This is a genomic window from Paenibacillus sp. FSL R10-2788 (assembly GCF_038003885.1).
GTDB lineage: Bacteria > Bacillota > Bacilli > Paenibacillales > Paenibacillaceae > Paenibacillus_AQ > Paenibacillus_AQ odorifer.
Genome location: NZ_JBBOQA010000001.1, coordinates 5,989,591 through 6,012,134 on the forward strand (window position 1 = coordinate 5,989,591; position 22,544 = coordinate 6,012,134).

23 protein-coding genes and 1 pseudogene are annotated in these 22,544 nt (G+C 43.9%); 10 read left to right on the forward strand and 14 right to left on the reverse strand.

Translation table 11 applies throughout. From position 1 onward, the window contains the following. Positions 1-256: 256 nt before the first annotated feature. Entirely contained in the window at positions 257-1,669 is a 1,413-nt protein-coding gene (locus tag NSQ50_RS26505) for a glycoside hydrolase family 1 protein (protein WP_036685440.1), read from the reverse strand. A 112-nt stretch (positions 1,670-1,781) separates the two neighbouring features. Between NSQ50_RS26505 and NSQ50_RS26510 the strand changes: the two genes are divergently transcribed. Both NSQ50_RS26510 and NSQ50_RS26515 read left to right on the forward strand, forming a co-directional pair. Further along, the gene (locus NSQ50_RS26510; protein WP_036685445.1) at positions 1,782-2,750 is read left to right on the forward strand and encodes a LacI family DNA-binding transcriptional regulator; all 969 of its coding nucleotides are present in this window, start codon (positions 1,782-1,784) and stop codon (positions 2,748-2,750) included. Positions 2,751-2,839: 89 nt separating this feature from the next. Further along, the gene (locus NSQ50_RS26515) at positions 2,840-3,433 is read left to right on the forward strand and encodes a YdeI/OmpD-associated family protein (RefSeq protein ID WP_036685448.1); all 594 of its coding nucleotides are present in this window, start codon (positions 2,840-2,842) and stop codon (positions 3,431-3,433) included. A 20-nt stretch (positions 3,434-3,453) separates the two neighbouring features. On the opposite strand, the gene NSQ50_RS26520 is transcribed toward NSQ50_RS26515, so the two are convergent. Further along, the gene (locus NSQ50_RS26520; protein ID WP_036685451.1) at positions 3,454-4,365 is read right to left on the reverse strand and encodes a LysR family transcriptional regulator; all 912 of its coding nucleotides are present in this window, start codon (positions 4,363-4,365) and stop codon (positions 3,454-3,456) included. Between the two features lie 135 nt (positions 4,366-4,500). On the opposite strand from NSQ50_RS26520, the gene NSQ50_RS26525 reads away from it, so the two are divergent. From NSQ50_RS26525 to NSQ50_RS26555, 7 genes and pseudogenes are all read left to right on the forward strand, one after another. Continuing rightward, the gene (locus NSQ50_RS26525) at positions 4,501-6,114 is read left to right on the forward strand and encodes a carboxylesterase family protein (RefSeq protein ID WP_076178955.1); all 1,614 of its coding nucleotides are present in this window, start codon (positions 4,501-4,503) and stop codon (positions 6,112-6,114) included. A gap of 5 nt (positions 6,115-6,119) precedes the next feature. Continuing rightward, positions 6,120-6,956 carry a sulfite exporter TauE/SafE family protein gene (locus NSQ50_RS26530; RefSeq protein ID WP_063829827.1) on the forward strand — a complete coding sequence of 279 codons (837 nt, stop codon included), beginning with the start codon at positions 6,120-6,122 and terminating at the stop codon, positions 6,954-6,956. 197 nt (positions 6,957-7,153) lie between these two features. Beyond that, on the forward strand, positions 7,154-7,651 hold the full coding sequence (locus NSQ50_RS26535; protein ID WP_036685454.1) for a DedA family protein: 498 nt from the start codon (positions 7,154-7,156) through the stop codon (positions 7,649-7,651). A gap of 30 nt (positions 7,652-7,681) precedes the next feature. Then, the gene (locus NSQ50_RS26540) at positions 7,682-8,245 is read left to right on the forward strand and encodes a class I SAM-dependent methyltransferase (protein ID WP_076223512.1); all 564 of its coding nucleotides are present in this window, start codon (positions 7,682-7,684) and stop codon (positions 8,243-8,245) included. Positions 8,246-8,276: 31 nt separating this feature from the next. After that, positions 8,277-8,956, forward strand: a pseudogene (locus NSQ50_RS26545) (response regulator). A gap of 55 nt (positions 8,957-9,011) precedes the next feature. Further along, the gene (locus NSQ50_RS26550; RefSeq protein WP_143760494.1) at positions 9,012-10,046 is read left to right on the forward strand and encodes a sensor histidine kinase; all 1,035 of its coding nucleotides are present in this window, start codon (positions 9,012-9,014) and stop codon (positions 10,044-10,046) included. A 6-nt stretch (positions 10,047-10,052) separates the two neighbouring features. Next, positions 10,053-10,607 carry a class I SAM-dependent methyltransferase gene (locus NSQ50_RS26555; RefSeq protein ID WP_081386895.1) on the forward strand — a complete coding sequence of 185 codons (555 nt, stop codon included), beginning with the start codon at positions 10,053-10,055 and terminating at the stop codon, positions 10,605-10,607. 169 nt (positions 10,608-10,776) lie between these two features. Here NSQ50_RS26555 and NSQ50_RS26560 read toward each other — a convergent pair whose 3' ends face one another. Further along, complete coding sequence (locus tag NSQ50_RS26560; protein WP_076223518.1) at positions 10,777-11,562, reverse strand: TrmH family RNA methyltransferase; 786 nt, start codon at positions 11,560-11,562, stop codon at positions 10,777-10,779. 41 nt (positions 11,563-11,603) lie between these two features. Beyond that, positions 11,604-12,263, reverse strand: coding sequence for a potassium channel family protein (locus NSQ50_RS26565; RefSeq protein WP_036685517.1), 660 nt, complete (start codon positions 12,261-12,263; stop codon positions 11,604-11,606). A 235-nt stretch (positions 12,264-12,498) separates the two neighbouring features. On the opposite strand from NSQ50_RS26565, the gene NSQ50_RS26570 reads away from it, so the two are divergent. Next, complete coding sequence (locus NSQ50_RS26570) at positions 12,499-12,735, forward strand: small acid-soluble spore protein SspI (RefSeq protein WP_036685520.1); 237 nt, start codon at positions 12,499-12,501, stop codon at positions 12,733-12,735. A 100-nt stretch (positions 12,736-12,835) separates the two neighbouring features. Here the strand turns inward: NSQ50_RS26570 and NSQ50_RS26575 are convergent, their stop codons facing one another. From NSQ50_RS26575 to NSQ50_RS26620, 10 genes are all read right to left on the reverse strand, one after another. Further along, positions 12,836-14,434, reverse strand: coding sequence for a peptide chain release factor 3 (locus tag NSQ50_RS26575; RefSeq protein ID WP_036685523.1), 1,599 nt, complete (start codon positions 14,432-14,434; stop codon positions 12,836-12,838). A 556-nt stretch (positions 14,435-14,990) separates the two neighbouring features. Then, positions 14,991-16,541 (reverse strand): glucose-6-phosphate dehydrogenase, encoded by a 1,551-nt coding sequence (zwf, locus tag NSQ50_RS26580; RefSeq protein ID WP_036685526.1) that lies wholly within the window; start codon positions 16,539-16,541, stop codon positions 14,991-14,993. 205 nt (positions 16,542-16,746) lie between these two features. After that, entirely contained in the window at positions 16,747-17,562 is an 816-nt protein-coding gene (locus NSQ50_RS26585; protein WP_036685529.1) for a YwmB family TATA-box binding protein, read from the reverse strand. Positions 17,563-17,754: 192 nt separating this feature from the next. Further along, complete coding sequence (locus NSQ50_RS26590) at positions 17,755-18,408, reverse strand: response regulator (protein ID WP_036685532.1); 654 nt, start codon at positions 18,406-18,408, stop codon at positions 17,755-17,757. An 18-nt stretch (positions 18,409-18,426) separates the two neighbouring features. After that, a complete protein-coding gene (locus NSQ50_RS26595; RefSeq protein WP_036685535.1) occupies positions 18,427-19,461 on the reverse strand; it encodes a sensor histidine kinase in 1,035 nt (344 codons plus the stop codon). A gap of 30 nt (positions 19,462-19,491) precedes the next feature. Next, the gene (gene liaF / locus NSQ50_RS26600; protein WP_036685537.1) at positions 19,492-20,139 is read right to left on the reverse strand and encodes a cell wall-active antibiotics response protein LiaF; all 648 of its coding nucleotides are present in this window, start codon (positions 20,137-20,139) and stop codon (positions 19,492-19,494) included. Between the two features lie 191 nt (positions 20,140-20,330). After that, on the reverse strand, positions 20,331-21,035 hold the full coding sequence (locus NSQ50_RS26605) for a PspA/IM30 family protein (protein ID WP_036685540.1): 705 nt from the start codon (positions 21,033-21,035) through the stop codon (positions 20,331-20,333). A gap of 3 nt (positions 21,036-21,038) precedes the next feature. Then, positions 21,039-21,506, reverse strand: coding sequence for a PspC domain-containing protein (locus NSQ50_RS26610; protein WP_036685653.1), 468 nt, complete (start codon positions 21,504-21,506; stop codon positions 21,039-21,041). Positions 21,507-21,510: 4 nt separating this feature from the next. Then, on the reverse strand, positions 21,511-22,188 hold the full coding sequence (locus NSQ50_RS26615) for a PspA/IM30 family protein (protein ID WP_036685541.1): 678 nt from the start codon (positions 22,186-22,188) through the stop codon (positions 21,511-21,513). A gap of 44 nt (positions 22,189-22,232) precedes the next feature. Further along, positions 22,233-22,538, reverse strand: coding sequence for a LiaF transmembrane domain-containing protein (locus NSQ50_RS26620; RefSeq protein WP_036685544.1), 306 nt, complete (start codon positions 22,536-22,538; stop codon positions 22,233-22,235). Positions 22,539-22,544 lie beyond the last annotated feature (6 nt).

Consider the following 22,544-nt stretch of genomic DNA (forward strand, 5'->3'; position numbering starts at 1 on the left):
AATTAATCACGGATATCAGGGAACACAAAAAAACCTAAATCACATCTATGTACGAGAGAGATTATCCCCGTAAACATAAATGAAACTTAGGTTTTGCCTGCTATGCAGTAGCAATCCTGATATCCGATTAATTTATTATTTACAAATTAACATGTTCAATTAATGATGTCAACAATAAACCAGGGTCTGTATAATATTGGATAACAAAAAAAGCCCTGATAGATCAAGAATATCTTGATTACCAGGACTCTTTTTATTAGAACAGGCTTTGTCCATTCGATTCGATTACTTCTTTGTACCAGTGGAAGGACTTCTTACGGTATCTCTCCAGTGTACCTGAACCATCATCATGACGATCTACATAAATGAAGCCATAACGTTTCTTCAGCTCGGCGCTTGTTGCGCTAACCAAGTCGATGCAGCCCCAGCTCGTATACCCCATAACTTCCACGCCATCGGCAATAGCTTCTGCTACTTGAACCAAATGATCTCGCAAATAATTGATCCGGTAATCGTCGTTTACTATCTTCTCACCGTTCCCGTCTACAACCAGCTGATCGACGGCGCCAAGGCCATTTTCCACGATAAATAGCGGTTTTTGGTATCGGTCATAGAACATATTCATCACATAACGCAAGCCCTGCGGATCGATCTGCCAACCCCATTCGCTCGCTTCCAGATATGGATTCGCTACCCCGCCCAGCAGATTTCCTTCTCCTCTGATCTGTTTCTCCGGATCGGCCGTTTCACATGTGCTCATATAGTAACTGAAAGATATGAAATCCACGGTATGCTTCAGAATTTCTTCGTCCCCTGGCTCAAAATGAATGTGGATTCGTTTTTCCTTAAAGAACCGTTTCATATATCCTGGATAGTAACCTCTGCTATGAACATCCGCGAAAAACATATTTTTGTGATCGCTTTGCATCGCCTTGATCAAATCGTCCGGATGCGGAGTGAGCGGATAAATTGGCATGCTCAGCACCATACAGCCTATTTTGAAATCAGGATTGATCTCATGACCGATCTTCACCGCCAAAGCACTTGCAATGAACTCATGGTGAATGGCCTGATACAGATCCTGCTTACTCAATTTCTCCAATGGAGTATTGATTCCGCCACTCATAAATGGGAACTCTAGGATAGAATTGATCTCGTTGAAGGTCAGCCAGTATTTAACCTTATTCTTGTAACGCTTAAAGATCGTTCTCACATATCGCTCGTAAAAATCCACCATCTTACGGTTAACCCATCCATCATACTCTCGTGCCAAATGCAGCGGGGTCTCATAATGGGAGATAGTAACTAGCGGCTCAATGCCGTATTTATGACACTCATCAAATAGATCATCGTAGAACTGCAAGCCTTGTTCATTCGGCTCCGGCTCGTCCCCTTTCGGAAAAATCCGTGACCAGGCAATAGACGTCCGGAATACTTTAAAGCCCATTTCCGCAAACAGCTTAATATCTTCTTTATATCGGTGATAGAAGTCGATGCCAATCAACTTCATGTTATCGTCGGTAGGAACTTCTGTAGGCGCAGACTTAATGCCATGTGGCATGACATCTTGGGTAGACCAGCCTTTGCCATCATCCTGATATGCCCCTTCAAGCTGGTTAGCGGCTACAGCCCCACCCCATAGGAATCCTTCTGGAAATTGTAAGTTCATATTTCTTCCCGCCTTTGCTATTGTGATAGTATAGGTTTACTGCTCTAATCCGAATCCTAAACCTTGGAACGCGTTACATGTCAAGGATTAATCTTGCAAAGGAGATAAGCCGATGTCCACACTTGACGAAATTGCTAAGCTGTCGGGCTTTTCCAAAGCTACGGTATCCCGAGTCCTGAACGATTCTCCCCATGTCAGCAAGGAAACTAGGGAGAAAATTCTCGCCATTATGAAAGAGACGGACTATGTTCCCAATCGGAATGCCATATCTTTATCCAAAGGCCAAACCCAGCAAATCGGCATGATTACCTTAGACCTAAACGAGCTTATTTTGTGCTTCATGAACAGCTTCGTCGAAATCTCCGGCCGTTACGGGTATCAGACGATTATTTATACCACCGGCGGAGATAAGCAAAAGGAACTTCAGGCTTTCGAGGATCTCAAACAGAAAAGAGTCGACGCCCTGCTTATTCTGACCGCTGTTAACGATAAAAATGTCATAACTTCCTACTGCAAATACGGCCCGATTGTGTCCTGGCAACGCATGGACCATCCTGAAATACCGTCAGTTGCCATGAACCAATATGACGGATATGCACTCGCTCTAGAGCATTTGATAGAGCGGGGTTATACGCGTATCGCTAATGCTTTTGGCCGCCCAAGCAGCATAAATACCCAGAGTAGACGACTAGCTTATGAGCAAATCATGGCCAAATATAATCTTCCCATCGTTGAGAAATGGTATTACTCCACGATTTATGGAATCCCTGACGGAGAGCAATTGGTGCGAACCCTAATAGGACAACCAGATCAGCCGGATGCCATTCTGTGCTCCAATGATTTGGTGGCGGTGGGCGTTCTGAGCGAAGCACGTAGACAGCAGCTGGATGTGCCCCGTGATCTAGCCATCATTGGTTTTGATAATTCGGAGCTGTCACAGACACTCGGAATTACCACTGTTCGGAATCCGATTGCGGGACAGGCGGAGAACGCCTTTCTTCTGCTGGCTCCAACCCTGCTTGGATTAGATATGGAGCTGCAGCCCCTATCGTTCCAACTGATCGAACGGGAGACAACATAGGTTGCCCATTCCCAGAAGATTACGACTGTACATTCCATAAAAAAATAATAAAATTGTATTGAAAATTATGATGAAGATGGGTGTTTTTTATGACAAATAATAAATTGAATCCTAGGGTTGATAAATTCTTAAGTAAAGCGAAACAATGGAGGGAAGAATATGAGCAGTTGAGAACGATCGTGCTTGATTGCGGGCTGACCGAAGATTATAAGTGGATGCATCCATGTTACACATTTGATGATAAAAACATAGTATTAATTCATGGATTTAAAGAATATTGTGCACTTCTCTTTCACAAAGGTGCCTTGTTACAGGATCCCAATGGGATTCTAATTCAACAAACAGAAAATGTGCAGGCAGCGCGCCAAATTCGGTTTACGAATGTGCAACAAATCGTTGAAATGGAAGCTGTTCTGAAAGCCTACATTCAAAATGCCATAGAAGTTGAAAAAGCGGGTTTGGAAGTCGAATTAAAAAAGAAAGAGGATTACCTCATTCCTGAAGAGCTTCAGACTAAATTCGCTGAACTTCCTGGCTTGAAAACTGCTTTTGAAGCCCTAACGCCTGGACGGCAAAACGCATATATTTATCATTTTTCTCAAGCCAAACAATCCAAAACCCGCGTATCACGAATTGAAAAATTCATCCCGCAAATCCTTGAGGGTAAGGGATTAAATGATTAGCGTTGCTGACAATGAGTCAATTAAGCCTTAGGGTTTATTGGCTCTTTTTTTATTTTGTCTTCTTTTAACTGCTTGTAATAATCCTCAACAAAGGCCTTGAACTTTTTAGCGACATTAGTCATGTATCGGTTGGTATACCATGAGATTTCAATGGTGCGGGTACTTATGGGTTCTTCAATGGGAAGAAGTACCACTGAGGATCCTTGAGAACCACCCCAAGTTACAGCGGGGATAAAAGAAACCCCTAGTCCCGAACGGACTAGACTGCGTACCATCGAAGGCTCATCGCATTCATAAATGATACGCGGAGCAAATCCGGCGGCGTGACAGAGAGAATCCGTCGTTTCGCGCAGCTGCTTGCCTATTTTCAAACTGATAAAACCATCTTCCGCGAGTTCAATCAGACGTACACTTTTGCGGGTAGCGAGCCTGTGCTCATTAGGAACCGCCAGCAGGATTTCTTCCGTTAATACCGGTGTGGACGCTGTTCCTGGAATCTTGAGCGGAGTAGAAGAAATACACAAATCAAAAGCCGGATAACGTGAGATCTCCTGATCCTGCTGCAATAGCTTAAATTGAGCTTCCGGGTACTTCTGACGAAATAATGTGATCATATCCGGAAGCAAATAGGAACCCGCCTGGATAAAAATCACCACAGTTCCTGTCGGTCTCTCAGACAAGTCCAATAGCTCTGTTTTCCCCTCCTCTAACGTTTGTAGGGCTGAATCAACTTTCACAAGAAACCGCTTCCCATATTCATTTAATCGAATGTATTTTCCTGTGCGATCAAACAATTTGACGTTTAATTCGCCCTCAAGATTTTTGATCATTTTACTTATAGCAGGCTGTGAGATTTGGAGTATTTCGGCTGCCCGGGTCATATTCTCAAGCTTTGCAACCGTTTGAAAGTACCGAAGCGAAAGTAAATCCAACGAAACCACCCTCTTCTATAACCTTAGAGTTATGTATTTTATATATAATAATATATTTTTCATCATCATAGCAGAACACTATAATAAAGAGAATTAAAAATACATAAGAATCTGCAGGAGAAAGGGGAACTATAAATGAGCACACGAGAACCCATGGAAGAAATTATTACAGTCTCCAGCGGTCAGCTTAAGGGCACACGTCTGCCAGAACTTGGGGCGATTGCATGGTTAGGGATTCCTTATGCGGCCCCCCCCATAGATAAGCTCAGATGGAAGGCACCACGTGAGATAAAAGCTTGGACAGGTGTATTGCCTGCAAGCCATTTTAAGAATAACAGTGTCCAATTCATTCAAGGGGAACCTGGCGGCAGTGAAGATTGCCTCTTTTTGAATATTTGGCGACCGGATCATGCCGAGGCAGGCTTACCCGTATTCGTCTTCCTCCACGGCGGCGGAAATATTGGGGGTTCGGGACGGGATTTTCAAGGTGGAGAATTGGCGTGTAAGACAAATAGTATAGTGGTTACAGTGAACTACCGTTTAGGAGCAATGGGATTTTTCCGGCATCCCTCACTCCGAACCGGGGACCCCTTGGATGACTCGGGAAATTACGGTCTCCTCGATGTTCTTCATGCGCTAAAGTGGCTGCACAAAAACATTGTTTGCTTTGGGGGGAATCCAGGAAATATAACATTAGGGGGCCAGTCTGCAGGTGCAAGAAATGCATTAGCTGCTTACCTTTCACCGCTGGGCAGAGGGCTCTTTCATAAGCTTTTTATTATGAGTGGGGGTTTAACAACGGCTGTTACGGAGCAAAGCGAAGAAAAAGCAAATGACATTTTAACAGAGTTATTAATAAAAACAGGAATGGTCAGCAATCAGGATGAGGCACGAGTCTGGATTTCCACACAATCTGCGGATAAGATTTCCGACTTCCTATATCGTCAGAATGCCTTTCACTTTGTCGAAATCATTGAGGAGACTGGGCTTCAGATGGCTGCTTTTCCTCATTTGATCGAAGACGGCACGGTCATTCCTATTGGTGGCTTCGACAATCTAAATAACCGCGATCACCCTTCCCTGCCGATCATCCTAGGCAGCACTGCCAGCGAATTCTCCGAGTTCACTTTATGGGATACTCATTTCTTCTCCCTAGTGCAAAAGGAAGAGTTAGCCGGAAATGTGGAAGAAAAGAAGCTCTATGAAGCATCAGTCCAATATGGGAGCGATCTGTATGCAGAATTTAATGTAGAGCAGACTACAGAGATATTTTTAACCGCAATTCCAGAGATGCCGATTTATGCTTACCGATTCGCCTGGGGGTTAAGAGACGGAGTGATCGATCCTTACATCCGTTTTCTTATTGGTGCCCCGCATGGTGCAGACATCCCCTTCTATACAGGTGACTTTTCCGGTGTCCAGGAAAGATTCCCTGCGGGAGTAATTTCCGAGCATAACGAGCCTGGGCGTAACATGCTTTCTTCCCTAATGAGGGACTATTTACGGCATTTCTTATATACCGGTAATCCTAATGCTGAGGGACAACCTACTTGGCAACGATACACCCCTAATCCCCGGTCTGCGGAAATTCTCTGGTTAGATGCTAGCCTGGATCAAACTATTGTTCAATCCGTCTGCAAACTTGTAAAAAAAGATATCCTGTCCCAAATGCACAATGATCCCCGTTTAGCAGCAGAACAGCGCATTTGGCTAAAAAACAATTTATTTGCGGGACGTTTTTTCTGGTAAGATAAATGATTGTAGAATTCACGCAGAGGAAGGAACATGCTGTTGTGCTAACTTACTTACTGCTCTTAGTCATCGGGCTAGCAGCTGGCATTTCCGGTTCATTGGTCGGACTTGGCGGCGGGTTCATCGTTGTGCCTGCGTTGGCTTTCCTTTTTCCTGATATGGAGCCTTCACATCTGGCTGGAACATCAATGGCGATGCTGCTTTTCAACTCCATCTCAAGCACTTATGTGTATGCAAAGCAGAAGAGAATCGATTATCAAGCAGCGCTCACCTTTGCCGCCGTCTCGATTCCGGGTTCAGTAATAGGTGCACTCTTTACCAAGCAAATGGGCGGGAGAATGTTTTTCGTAAGCTTCGGGATTTTCTTAATCCTTGTCGCTTTATTGCTCTTGTTCAAGCCGAACAAACCCTTCCATTGGCCTTTCAAACCAACCGTAAAGCGAAGCTTTTCCGATAATAGCGGTGCTCATTTCGAATATGCTTATCATATGCCTACCGGCATAATCATCAGTTTTCTTGTTGGCTTTGTAGCAAGCCTATTTGGGATTGGCGGCGGGAGTCTTATGGTTCCGACAATGACCTTACTTCTCGGCTTTGCCCCCCATATCGCTGTTGCAACTTCTATGCTTCAAATTTTCCTGTCAGCTATCGTAAGCACCACAACACATGCCTTTTTATTGAATGTTGAATGGTTTATGGTGTTAGCCCTAGCACCTGGCGCAATTATCGGCGGTCAAATTGGCGCACGACTGGCAAAACGCCTTCCTGCCAAGCTGCTTCTAAAGCTATTAGCCGTTTTTCTCATCATCGTTTCGCTTCGTTTGATGATGAAAGGTTAGGTCATTATGTAAAAAGTCCTGATGGATCATGAGTTTCTTGATCCTCAGGACTTTTTTATTGTGACTGTCGGAGTGATTCCTTGGCTAATTCTATCGAATTGTAAGTCTCTTCATGATTTCTTTAGAATTCCCCCACCTAATTCCTCAGTTTTTTTAGTTAAGATTTCTGTATTGAAGTAAGCGAAGGAGGCGGCATATTGGCCAGTAATACCATTTTAGAGCTAATCAATCAGTATGGATATCTGATTTTTTATCTTGCTTTCACGCTAGGCCCTTTTGGAATTCCAATTCCTAATGAAATTACGATCCTCACCGGAGCTACCCTAAGCCACATGGGGATTATCAATTTCTGGATGACTTATTTCTGCATTTTGTCAGGGTTATTAACGGCCTTTACGGTTGCCTACTTTGCAGGTAAATTCTTTGGGCAAAAGCTGAAGTGCAAATTTGAAGCTAATAGACATTTTAAAAAAGCAGAGCAGATTCTAAAAAAACGAGGGCGTACAGCTATGTATATCGGCATGTTTATTCCAGTTGTACGTTACATCATTCCCATGTTGATCGGGCTCAGCGGTACAAGCTATAAACGATTCGCCCTTATTTCATATCCCAGTGCTTTAAGTTGGACCTTACTGTTCTTTTTTGTAGGAACATACTTTGGAGATCACATCCTATCAAAATTAATAAACATCTAAATTAATTCTAAAATTATGGAGGAATTCCAAATGAGCTTCAATGAAAAACTCTTATTTTTAAGAAGTTTTATTCATGATCCAAAACAGGTAGGCAGTGTTACCCCGAGTTCCCGGTTTCTGGCACACAGCATGGTTAACCAAGCCTCTTGGCATAAAGTTAAAGCAGTCGCTGAACTTGGATCAGGTACGGGTGCAATCACCCGTGTAATCAATACTAAGGTAACTAGTACAACGAAAGTGTTACTATTTGAGATGGATAAAACCATGAGGAATAACCTAAAGACAAGCTATCCGGACTTTTCCTGTTATCATAATGCTGCTAGTTTAGTAGAAACAATTAAGAGTTCACATATTCATCAGTTAGATTGTATTTTTAGTGGGCTGCCCTTTTTCAATTTTGAGCCCGAATTAAGAAGTACATTGGTTGAACAGATCTACCAATCCCTTAAACCTGAGGGATTATTTATCGCCTTTCAGTATTCACTTCAAATGAAGAAGCAACTCTCCGAATATTTTAATATTGATACAATAAAATATGTGCCATTTAATTTCCCTCCCGCTTTCGTCTACGTCTGTCGTAAAAGGGAAACATAATAAAATAAATATAGAAGAGGGGCAGCGTCCATTGAATACAATTCTTGTTGCAGATGATGATTCTGAAATTCGAGATGTGATTCATGTTTACTTAAGGAATGAAGGTTACCATGTGCTTGAAGCCGCAGATGGTCAAGAAGCGTTGAGTACAATACAAACAACACCCATTCAACTGGTTATCCTGGATGTATGATGCCTCAAATGGATGGTATCACAGCCTGTCTCAAAATTAGGGCAATATCAAATATCCCAATTATTATGCTCTCAGCCAAGCAAGAGGACATTGATAAAATCACAGGTCTAACTACCGGGGCAGATGATTACATGATCAAACCGTTTAATCCACTGGAACTACTGGCCCGTGTAAAAGCTCAGTTACGGCGCCAGTCCTTAATTGGAAAGGAAGAATTCAACTCTCTGCTTATAATTAAAAACCTGATCATAGATAAAAGTAAACATTCCGTAAAGTTAAATGGAATTGAAGTTTCATTAACTCCACTAGAGTTTGCGATTTTAACCCTGCTTGCAAGCCGGCCTGGGCAAGTTTATAGTTCGGAGCAAATTTACGAGAGTGTATGGAAAGAGCCTTACGGATATTCTGACAATACCGTAATGGTTCATATTCGTAACTTAAGAGAAAAATTAGAGGAAAATCCAAGAGAACCTCTGTATATTAAGACAGTCTGGGGAGTTGGTTACAAAGTTGATTAAAACCATACGAAATCTACAAATAAATAAACGCATTCAGTCCAATATTTTAATCAGGATGGTGTTGAGTTTCATAATTACCATTGCGATAAATACCTCACTTAGCATCTTGTTCTTTCATTTTGGAAATGCAACAAAATTGGATTGGGTGTTCAATTTTCTTGCCTACCTTCTTACTCCGATGTTTTTCATTATTTTCGTTATTACATTTTTTACATTGACCCGGCGAATCGTCAAAGATTTAATTGCGCTGGAACAAGGACTTCAAATTATATCCGAAGGTGATTTGAGTTATCGGGTAAATGTTGTTCGCCAAGATGAACTAGGACTGGTGGCTTTGAACATCAACCGGATGGCAGAGCGCTTAGAGCAAAAGATCATCAAGGAACGCGAAATAGAAAAATCCAAGATGGAGATGATCACGGGGATTTCACACGACTTACGCACCCCTCTTACAAGTATTATCGGGTATATTGAGCTTTTACGTACAGAATCGTACCAAGATAAAAAAGAATATACACGTTTTATTCAAAACACCTATAACAAGGCGCTTCATTTGAAGAAACTCCTCGATGATTTGTTTGAATATACCCGACTTAATTCGGTGGACTCCCGTTTAAATCTGGAGAGAATCGATTTGTCGCAGCTTTTGAATCAATTGCTATTCGAATTCGAACCGATCGCTCAAGAAAACAATGTCCACCTTATAAAAGATATAGATAAGAGTCCAATCATCACCTTAATCGACAGTGAGAAAATAGCCAGAGCCATAGATAATCTACTTATGAACGCCTTAAAATATTCCATCAGCCCGGGAAGCATTAGCATACGAATTACAACCGATTCTGAACACTGTACCATTGAGATTGAAAATAAAGGGACTCCCCTCTCACAGGATCAAGAAAACCGTCTATTTGAACGATTTTATAAGGTTGACCACTCAAGAAAAAGTCAGGGAATTCAAACCGGGGCAGGACTTGGTCTTTCGATAGCTAGGAATATTGCTGAGTTGCACAAGGGTACTTTAACGCTTAAACACACTCATGACGTCTTCACATTCCAACTGAGATTGCCTTTCGGAGAGGATTGCTAATTGATTATGTCTGAATACTTACTTTTCTTACAAGGCTTCCTCAAAGATCCAAAGCGGGTAGGAAATATTCTACCCAGTTCGCCATTATTAGCCAATAAAATAATCCAGTCTGTACAATGGCATAATGTAAATGCCGTTGCAGAGCTTGGAGCTGGTACAGGTGCTATTACACGTCTCATGACATCACAATTAACGAATTCTACAAAAGTGCTTTTGTTTGAGCGGAATAAAAAAATGAGAGAACACTTAAAAGCAATTTATCCGGAATACATTTTCCATTCCAACGCCAGCTACTTACTTAAGAAATTGAATCAGGAAAGCATCCGTGAGTTAGATTGCATAATTTGCGGATTACCATTTTTTAATTTTTCAATTGAAACGCGTGACAAAATCCTACATCAGATTGTTAAGTCACTTAAACCAGGCGGAATTTTAGTTGCATATCAGCACTCGCTGCACATGAAAAAAAGATGGGCTAAACAACTGCTTATTGAGAAAATTGAATTTGTGCCTTACACTTTTCCTCCAACATTCGTATATATTTGTCGTAAAAAAGAATGACATATGAATATTCGAAAAATAGTAATTTCTAAAGAATATATAAGTATTGAGAATGGAAATGGCCAGGCCAATACTGTTGCAGGATTATAAAAAAGTCCTGATGATCAAGATTATCTTGATCATCAGGACGGGATTTACTGTGAAAAACTACGTTCCAAACGGTGATAATTTATCCCCGCTGTCTCATTCCCTCAAACAGCAAAATCGTCGCCGCCATTGCGGCGTTCAGCGATTCCGCGCGGCCTGCCATCGGGATGATGATACTCTTGTCCACGAGACGCACCGTTTCCGGTGAGATGCCTTTACCCTCGCTGCCAATCAGCAGCCACTGGGTGCCGTGGAAATCGTGCTCATAGCACGATTCTTCGCCCTGCAGCGAAGTGCTCACCAGCAGCGCCCCATTTTCCCGGGCCTGTGGCAAAATCTCACTTAACTCTCCCTCCACCACCGGAAGATGGAACATCGAGCCCATCGTGGACCGGATGGTCTTTGGATTATAGAGGTCGGCACAGCCTTGTCCGAGGATCACGCCGTCTGCTCCCGCTGCATCCGCGCTGCGGATAATGGTGCCGACATTGCCGGGATCCTGCACGCCGTCCAGCACAACCACAAGGCTATCCTTCTTCGCTAGGATAGCTTCTACAGCCTGCTGTTCCTTCCGCACGATGGCAAATACAGGCTGCGGCGTATTGGTGCTGCTGCATTTTGAGATGATCGCCGCCGAGACACCAATCACTTCCATTCCCTGAACGGCCTGAAGCAGCCCCTTAAGTTCAGCTGGCATTCCCTTGTCGAGGTCATAAGCAAGGCATTCCACATCTGCTTCAGCCAGCAGTGCTTCCTGAACCAGATGAACGCCCTCTACGATATATTTACGAGCCTTGTCACGGTGCTTTTTCTCCTGCAGCCCGGCCCACTCTTTAACCCGCGTATTTTGCGGAGACATGATTTCCATAAAGTCTTCCTTTCTTCTGCCTTGCCATTTATTCTTTGTTCCTACTGATACGCCATCTCCAGCTTCGTCAAATTATCCTTATGCCCAACAATAACAAGGATATCGCCATCGATCAGGCGATCCTCTGCACGGGGAGAGATGTTCATTTCTTCACCTTGGCGGATGGCCATTACGTTGCAGCCAAATCTTGCGCGGATGTCGAGCTCCTGTAGATTTTTTCCGAGCATCGGTCCGGATACCTTCATATCCAGAATACTGTAGTCCGGCGACAGCTCAATATAATCCAATATATTAGGCGAAGCAAGATGATGCGCAACCCGCATTCCCATATCCCGTTCAGGATAAATCACCTTGTCCGCACCAATTTTGCTTAATACTTTGCCGTGCAGTTCACCTTTGGCTTTTGCCAGAATTGCAGGCACACCCAGGTCTTTTAGAATAAGTGTTGTCAGGATGCTAGCTTGAATGTCCTCGCCAATGGCTACAACCACCACATCAAAATTGCGAATACCAAGGGCACGCAGCGCCTCCTCATCCGTGGAATCTGCAGATACGGCATGAGTTACAATACTTGAAATCTCCTGTGTTCGCTGCTCGTCAGCATCAATCGCAAGTACATCAAACCCCATGCCGCTGAGCGCCTTAGCAACACTAGATCCGAAACGCCCCATACCGATGACGGCATATTGTTTTTTGGCCATGTCTATGTACCTCCCGTAGCATTCTATATCTCAAACAGTATAGCATAAGCCAAGAAGAAACGTCATTGCCGTCCTTTATGGATGACAACCGTTTCTCGTAGAAATATAAGGATGATATATATGTGTCAAACTTATACTATCTTATATTTGGACAAAAACTTGAATTTCCAGCTCCATTGCAGGGCACATTATAACGAGGTCAATATCACTATATTTTCAAAAAAGGAGGTACATTATGCCCGTTACCATTGACTTGCGTCAGGCGATTCTTCATAAAGTGCACGGTCAATCTGAAGAGGATTTACGTCATATGATTGAAGGCTCTGTGGACGGTCCGGAGGCAGCACTCCCGGGACTTGGCGCCGTGTTCGAAATGATCTGGAAGGATTTAGACCCCGCTAAGCAAGATAGGTTGGTTACCATGCTACATGATCACCTGGAGACCATTACCCCTGGGAATATCACATCGTAAACTGACCGCAACTAGTCAAAAACCTCCGCTCACCATGGTGTAACTTCACCTATGGAGGCGGAGGTTTTATTTTAACATTCAGCAAGTTATAGCGTCCTAATTATAGTAATGCTTTTGGAGCCATTTCCAGGAATTTAGCTGTCGGGTTCTTATCCATCGCTGTCCGCATAGCATATTCGTTCTCGAACAACACGACAAAATTGCCCTTCTTATCCGTCACCAACGTTGAGTTGATTCTGAATTTGCTCGCATCCGGCTTAGTATCATCTACGATCCAACGTGCAAACTGGTATGGCATTCTCTGCAACTGAACATCCACACCATATTCACCCTTCATGCGGTACTCAAACACTTCAAACTGCAGTTGTCCAACTACACCAAGCAAAATATCGTCAAAGTTGACCGTGCGGAACACCTGGATCATGCCCTCTTCAGTCAGCTGATCGACACCCTTCTGGAACTGCTTCGATTTCAACGCATTTTTAATACTCACTTTAGCAAAAATCTCTGGTGAGAACGTTGGCAGCTCATCGAATTCCATATCTCCTGCTTGGCTCAATGTATCACCAATTCTAAAAATACCTGGATCAAACAGACCGATGATATCTCCCGGATAAGCTTCCTCTACGATATCGCGGTCTTGCGCCAAAAATTGCTGCGGTTGCGCCAGCTTGATATCTTTACCGGCACGTACATGCTTCACGCTCATACCCCGTTCGAATTTCCCGGACACAATACGCAGAAAAGCAATCCGGTCACGGTGAGCCGGGTTCATATTCGCTTGAATTTTGAACACATAACCAGTGAATTTCTCATTCGTTGGTTCTACTACCCCTGTAGTACTGCGGCGTGGTTCAGGCTTCGGTGCCAGATCCAAGAAATTATCGAGGAAAGTCTGTACGCCAAAATTGTTGATCGCACTGCCAAAGAACACAGGTGTGAGTTCACCACTTAATACTTTTTCATAGTCAAAAGCATCGCCTGCTACATCCAGCAGCTCCAGATCCTGACACAGTTGATCATGCAGATACTCTCCAGCCATTTCACGAATGATTGGATCACGGTATCCGTCAACCTTTTGAACCTTGATTATGGAGTGATCGTCACCTTGGAACAGCTCTACCTGATTTTTCATCCGGTCATATACGCCGCATAGCTCACGTCCACTACCGATCGGCCAGTTCATTGGCACAGAACGAATACCAAGAACCTGCTCCAGCTCTTCCATCAGATCAAACGGGCTACGTCCTTCACGGTCCAGCTTGTTAATAAAGGTAAAGATCGGAATGCCCCGTTTAGCACATACCTGAAACAGTTTGGTAGTTTGGGCTTCCACACCTTTTGCCACGTCAATAAGCATGACCGCACTATCCGCTGCAGTTAGGGTACGATAGGTGTCCTCACTGAAGTCTTGGTGACCCGGTGTATCCAAAATGTTCACGCGATGATTCAAATAATCAAACTGCATTACGGAAGACGTTACAGAAATCCCCCGCTGCTTCTCAATTTCCATCCAGTCACTCGTCGCATGTTTATTCGCTTTACGGGCCTTAACCGTTCCCGCCAGACGGATCGCGCCACCGAATAACAGCAGTTTCTCCGTTAAAGTTGTTTTACCCGCATCCGGGTGGGAAATGATCGCAAAGGTTCTGCGTCTATCCACTTCCTTTTGCAGCTTCTGATCTATTGCTTTGTTCATTACACATATCCCTTCATATATAAAATTCCTGCTTCTGCTTCAATTACACTGGGGTTCATCAAATCGGTGCTCTGCTCATTGTTCATACCCCTTCATTTCTGAATGAATAGCTCTTAGGTCTAGCTCCAGTCCGCTTCAAGTGAAAGCATCCTCTAAAGTATATCAAAATCCGGCAGACATTATCTACTAAAAAGCGCGTGCCGCAAAATATCTCCCGAATGGTCTGGATTATGATCCCCACATATCATTGCTCAAAAAAATAGATGTATTTCCTACACTTACTTGAAGTATTAGCATTTTCATTAGCCTTTAGTTGCATTTGATGCAATTAAAATTAAGTTGTGCACGCTTTTCCGCCTTATCCGGTGATTATAGTTGCAGAAAATACATCTAAAAGACTAATCACAACGAGATAAGCGATTTTAATTGTACAAAGTGCAGTTATTAGAAAAGTGCCCAGATCCCCCAAAAACCGTCTGAAGTCCAATCTTTTAGATCTTAGCATTACAAAAAATCTCCCTGCATCCTCTGCAGGGAGATAGCATTAACTCAAGGTTTAGTTATTCTTCAGCCAAACCACATTATCTTCATCTTGGCCGTTTACAGGCCACCAATGGAAACCTTCTTTAGCAAGCAGTTCATCTGCTTCCACTGGACCCCAAGAGCCAGCAGGATAAGAAGATAAGTCGCTAGACTCTTCGCTCCATGCTTTCGCAATACGATCCACGAACGACCATGCCGAGGATACCTCATCCCAACGAGTGAAATAAGTTGAATCTCCGCGTGCCGCATCATGTAGCAAGCGCTCATATGCTTCCGGAGAATTGATTCCAACCAGGCAGCTCTGACAGAAGTCCATAGCCAGCGGTTGAATCTCAGACTCGGAACCCGGTTTCTTGGCATTAATCTTTACGTAAATGCCTTCCATTGGGTTCACACGGATTACAAGGAGGTTAGGCTCAAGTTTATGCTTTTGTCCCAAATAAACGTTGGTTGGCATACCTTTGAACTCAACTACCACTTCCGTCGTCTTCACCGGGAGACGTTTACCTGTACGGATGTAGAAAGGAACTCCAGCCCAGCGGAAGTTATCTACAAATACACGGGCAGCAAAATACGTCTCTGTATTCGACTCAGGATCAACCTTATCTTCCTGACGGTAAGCAGGAAGGGTTTTGCCTTGGTGTAAGCCTTGAATATATTGTGCTCTTACGACATTCTCACGAACCTCATCAGATGTCGCATAAGGACGAAGGGAACGAAGTACCTTCACTTTCTCATCACGAATATCTTCTGCGAGCAGACGGCTTGGTGGTTCCATAGCAATCATAGTCAGTAGTTGCAGTATATGATTCTGGCCCATGTCCCGTAAGGCTCCCGCATGGTCATAGTAACCACCGCGTTCTTCTACACCTACGGTTTCGCCAAGTGTAATTTGAATATTGGCAATATGTTTATTATTCCAGAGCGGTTCGAAAAAAGCATTAGCAAAACGAATCACTTCGATATTCTGTACCATTTCTTTACCAAGATAGTGGTCAATCCGGTAAATTTCCTCTTCTTTGAAGACCTGACGAATCTGTTCGTTCAGCTGTTCAGCCGACTCCAGATTATAGCCAAAAGGCTTCTCAATTACGAGGCGATTCCAACCCGTACTATCCAGCATCCCGCCAGCTTTAAGGTTGAAGGAGACACTGCCGAATAATTCAGGCGCCAGCGCAAGATAGAACATCCGATTGCCCGGAATACTGAATTTCTCTTCAAGAACTTCAGTTTGTGCTCTTAGCTCGCGGAAACCATCAATATTGTTTATGTCCAGAGATTTGTATTCGAAATGCTGTACAAATTCATTCCATTCGCTCTCTTCTCCCGCTTTGTAACGGCAGAATTCAAGGATGGATTCCTTCACATCACTTCTAAATTCTTCCTGAGTACGCGGGCGCCGCGCCACGCCAATTACCGCAAAATCTTGTGCCAGCTTACCTTCACGGTACAAGCTGTAAATCGCCGGGAAAAGCTTACGCCGGGCTAAGTCTCCGGTTGCCCCAAAGATAAAAAAGACAGCACCGGGTGTGTGCAGTGCATCAAGGGTTTGATTTTCAGCCATGGCTCCTCATCTTTCTGTATGTAATATAGTTTATTGACATGCTCAGCGTCGATACTAACATAAGGTGAATAACGACGTTATGTCATTTTAGCATATTCCTAAAAAGGATGCTATCACATTCCTGACAAATACTCTCGGGATTTCGCAAATTTCAATTAATATTTCTTATTATTAACTAAACCTGCGCTTATATAAGAGAAAAATGTCAATATTCGATGGTTATTAAAGGAAAGCCTATAGTTACGCGGTTTGTCCCCTTCTGATCTTCATGATGCACTGCGATTTGGGCAGAAACTGACTGATTTCCACTCATCACAGAGCGATTCAAATTAGGAATCGAGTACGTACGGCTAACCGTTGAGATATCCTTGTAGCTTTCTCCTCCGGTCACAGCTTCAAACCGGTCATGCATCAATGACTCCGTCTGTGCTAGAACTTTTTCAGGTGCTCCCTGTTCTTGCGCGCTTCCTTGAAGGGATACATTCCATTCGGCCTTAATTTTATTCTGTTCAAGAATCATACTTACTTCACGAGCAGCCGCTTGAAAGCCAGCTTCATTTTGCAGATCAGCCGTATCTAACGTTACAATCACATAACTGTTTCCTGCACTAAGCTCACTCCAAAATAAGGAGAGCCGCGATTCATATGGTTTTACAGCTTCTGTACGATAAGTCATATGTCCATCTTCCTCAGTACCTGCCGGTACAGTCAATCCGAGGTTTGTACTTAGCTTAGCAACTTCGGCAGACAGGTCCGCGTAATCGCTGCTTTCTCCCTGCCACTTTAACACTAGACGCAGCGGAGAATCAGAAACGGTTGTTTCTTTTCCGAGATCTATTAAACTCACAAGAGCATGATTCAGTTCGGCTCCTATTGAAGCTTGGTTAACGCCCTCATCAGGAACGGTTGAATTCGCTTTAACACTTTGCAGATTAACTAGCAGAGCCGCAGCGCAGCACACGATTATCATTATAAAAAAAGTCCCTTTTTTTGTTCCGTTGTTCAGCTTCATCTTCCGCATATGTCATTCTCCCTTCGAACCTCTCTAGCAATCTACTAGACAGTATGTTCGAATTAGGAGATTCTATACCTGAAATATTCCCACAAAGAGAGGGATTTGTTTCAATGCGTACTCAGATACTTTGCGGAGGCCCCAAAACTACTTTCTTATATTATAAAAAAAGACTGAAGCAGAGGCTTCAGTCCTTTGTTGTTATTCAGCTAGTCCATTTTTATATGCATAAATTGCTGCTTGGGTCCGGTCTTCCACGCCCAGCTTCGCGAGAATATTCGTTACATGAAATTTCACAGTTTTGATTCCAATAATTAGTTGATCAGCAATATCCTGATTCGATTTACCCTGCGCCAACAGACGTAATACTTCCATCTCGCGCTCCGTAAGCTCTTTATAAGCAGGTGATTCTCCTTTTGCATTGTTTCGAAAACGGTTCATCATTTTAGAGGCCACCTGTGACTCGAGCACGGACTGTCCTCTTGCCGCAGCGCGGATCGCATCCGCCACTTCACTAGCCCGCGAAGTCTTCAGCAGATAACTAAAGGCACCCGCTTCAATAACAGGATACATCTTTTCATCATCCAAATAGCTTGTAAGAACAATAACTTTGATCTCTGGGTATTGCTTCATCAGCTGTTTAGTCGTTTCTATGCCATCCATCCCATCCATTACGAGATCCATTAAGACCACATCGGGATTGTACTCTTGAGCCAGCCGAATACCTTCTTCTCCACTTCCAGCCTCACCTACGACCTCAATTCCATCCTCGGTACCTAAAACAGCTGCTAGCCCGATCCGTACCATCTCATGATCATCTACGAGTAGTACTTTAATTGCTTCCTCCATCTCCATGGTTACTCTTTCCTCCTATTATTCATTGACTAACGGAACGGTAATTTCAATACGCATCCCTTTACCCGGAGCGGTAATGAACTGAATGGAGCCTCCGATTTCATTAATCCGCTCCTGCATGTTCGACAAACCATAGGAAGCTTGTTTGGTGTCGTCCATCTCAAAGCCGATCCCATCATCACGCAACGTCAAGCGAACTGTATCTCCCCGTCTATGCAGCCGGATTTCTATTTTTTCTGCTTTCGCATGACGAAGTGTATTAGAAATCGCCTCTTGGACGATACGGAACAAGTGATTCTCTACCCCTTTTAACAGCTGCACATCAGGGTCCATCTCAAATACAATTTCGATCGGTACCTTGACCTTAAGCTCCTTGATCAATTCCTGCAGACCTTGTTCGAGTCCCTTTCCTTCCAAATAAACAGGTCTCAAATGCAGCAGCAACGCCCTCATCTCCGATTGGGCTACGGCAGACATTTCTTCTATAAGCGCAATTTGCCGCTGGGCTTTATCGAAATCTTTCTCCAACGTCCGGCCTACCGCCGTGGCAGTCATGGAGATTGCAAATAGCTGCTGGGAAACAGCGTCGTGTAGTTCACGCGCAAGCCGCTGCCGTTCCTCCATAATAGCAGATACCCGCGCCTGCTCCGCAAGCTTCGCGTTATTCGTGGACAACCGCTGCAGCGTCGTCACTTGATTCTCCCATTTGCCGCTAATCCGGCCAAGCTGTTCTCCGAGCCTTCCCAGCTCATCATCACCTAGATCCGGCATGGACAGCGTCAAATTTCCCTTTTCCCATAATACGAGGGTCTGCCTAAGACGTTCCAACTGCCGCTTCACACGAAAGCTCTGATAAAAGCCATAACCAATCCCAAAGCCCATAGGCAGAAGAATTAGGGTAACGGCTGTCCGCACGCCAAATTTCCAGCTTTCAAAAGGCTTCAAATAGCCATATGTATACATGACATACATTATCACAAGCAGCATGACAAAAGAGAACAGAGCCCCCTCACCCATGCTGCGTGATATCATGTTTTTGTTCTTTTTTTCCATACGGGGACTCTCCCTTCTCTATCAAGCTTATCAGGATAAACGTACATCTAGATCTCCCATTAAATAAGAAACACTAAATTTCACTTTGTATTCACTGCTGTCATAATTGGCTGATTTCCAATTCAGACGGTTTAACATTCCTGTATCCCGCTGGTTGCCGAATTCAATGGACCCAAAGAGCACAAAAGCTTCAATTTCCACGCCGTAATCATCGGACAGGTTAATGTCCATATCGCCAAAAATCCCCTGAAACAGCATGACCGTTTCCTTATGATCCGCCATAGCTAATGAAAGATCCACATCGGCCTCACCCAGTACATGCCAAGAGCTAAGGCTGTGCATCACCCAAGGTGAGCGGTCCCAGTCAAATCTGGATGAAAAGTTCTGCTTCTGCATAAACCCTTCCTTGCGCTGCACTCTTTTGGATTTGGTGAAAAACATCCCAAGTGAGATTAAGCAAATCCCCAGCACGAGCACCAAATGGTCCAGCAAAAGCAATACAGCACCTATCCCGAGCAGTTTATAGCCCTGCTTTACTTTGCCTGATGTCGTACGGTAGACGCCCAGCAGCAGGAACAGAAGCGCGACAATGGAGAAAAAGCCGAGCCATCTACCAAAAATCATCATGCAGCCAACAGCAATCAGTCCGATGGCAATCAAACGGTTTCGTTTATCCATTTCGCACCTCCTAAAAGTTTTGCGAAGCAAAACTCATTTTATATCGGATAGATATCCGTCACTATGAGGAATATTATCACCGTTAAATATTATAGCAAGCCGCTATAAAAGCCATATCGGTATGGAGATCCATACCGTATGGCTTCTTCTTGTCCAGCATATCATATCCGTCCAAGTTTTAGGAACAGGATTTATTGTTCTTTTTTGTTTAGAGAAGGAGCCGCAGGTGTATCATTCAGCTTGTTTTTCAGTAGCGCCAATTGCTCATCCACTTTCAGTTGCTTCTCAACATCAACGGGTTTGCTATAAGCAGCGGATGGGCTGTAAGGTGCACGCATTACATCTGCTTCAGCCTCAAGCTGCATAATTTTCTCTTCCATCCGGTGGAATCCGAGTGATGCACTGCCACTTTCAATGGAATGTACACTGCTGATTTGCGACATTTGTTTTTTGGCTTTAGCCATTTGAGCACGGGATACAAGCTCATTACGTTTGTTGCGCAGCTTGTAGAACTCATCCTTCATGTCATGCAGTTGTTGCACCAATTCCTTAGCGTGTACTTCAGCTTGTGCGTGAAGATCACTGTATTCCACTTGCTTTTGGTCAAAGTAGATTTTTTCTTCCAACAGCTTGCGAGTTACTTCTTCTTGGCCATTTTTCAGTGCCAGTTCAGCTTGTGATCCACGTTGTGCAGACATTTTTGCTGCTTCTTCCACACGTTGCTTCATACGGCGTTCGTTAGCCATTTGTTTAGCAACTGTTACTTCCGCTTCGTGAATCTCAGCCTCCATATCGCGCAGATATTGGTTAAGCATTACAATTGGGTCCTCTACCTTATCCAACAAGTCATTTACCGACGCTTTTGTCATATCTTTAATTCTTTGAAATACTCCCATGATTTACAATTCCCCTTTCTCATATTTAGACAGTTTTTGTTTGAGTTCTTCTACTTCTTTTTGCAAAGCCTTCTTCTCAATATCCTTCATCATCGCATCCAAACCGGAGTCCGGTGCGGAATAAGCGTTGTTCTTCTCAAAATTAGGATTGTAATTTGGCTGGCGTCCATAAGGTCCATATCCGCCAGTAGCTTGTGGTCCGTGTCCATGTTCCGGTCTGCCTGAGTAGGGTCCGCCGTATGGGCCACCCGGTGCCCCAGGCCCTGGTCCAAAAGGATTATAATGCGTCGGTTCCTTAGGAATGACCATTGCTGCAATGAAGTATACCGGAATCACCGCACCACCTGTGAACGGAATGCTGACCAGTAATAGAATCCGGAATAACGTGGAATCAATACCGAGTGTCTCAGATAATCCACCTGCAAGACCCGTCATCACTTTATCTCTAGTTGAACGATACAATCGACTCATAGCGTTACTCCTTTCCACCATTGTTCAGTTTCTCCTTTAGGCGAGCCATTTCTCTTTCGAGTACGGTCGCTACGGTCTCACCCGCTTGCACCGCATATTCCTGTCCCATGCGCCGCAAATCACGCAAGCTCTTTGCTTCTAATTCCCAATCCGACATCTGATCCTCCAGACGACCGAACATTTTGGGAACATCACCACCATTGCCATAAGCACTGGCTCTTTGATTCATGCGTTGCTGCAATCGCAGCGACTCCATTCGTGCCGAATAATACTGACGTTTGCTGTACACCGTTTGATACTCTATTTTCAGCTCATTCAGCTGTGCTTCAAGTTCAAACAAGGATTGCTTGCTCTGTTCTAACAGCCCGCTGTATTGCTCCAGTTTTTCCTCGTGAATGATCTTTTCTTGTAAAGCCAGCTTCGCGAGATGATCCTCGCCTGCTTTCAGTGCCAACAACGCCTGTTCTTCACGTTTGTTTCTCATGGCAGTTGCTTGGTTCACTTGCTGCTGCAATTGCTTCGTGTGGGAAGCATATTGCTGGTACAGCCTTTCAGCTTCACTGATTTCCTCACGGGTTGAATGTAGAAATTGATCAATTAGTTTCACGGGATCTTGGCTTTGCTCCAGACGTTCATTTAGATTAGCTACAGTAATATCCCTCATGCGACGAAAAACACTCATGATCTCCTGCTCCCTCCCTGCTTCTTGTTTAAGTACATTGCTTCTTAATAAGTACCATTATTACTTCTGCCTTTTAATGCTGATACGCCCCAGACGATCAACGCCACTCCTAGAAGTGGTCCAATGATCCAGGAAAGCTTCGCGATCAGGGACATCACACCAATGAACATCAGTACCCAACCGATAATCTTGCGTCCGCTCTTAATCCCGTAGTACCCGAGAACAACCAGCAATACCGGGAAAAGTAATCTGAACATTCCGTGGATCAGAGGAAGCGCAATGCCGAGCAGCATAACCGCACCAATCACAATCAGTACAACCGCTAATCCGTTTCCTTGTCTTCTTTGCATTTTTTC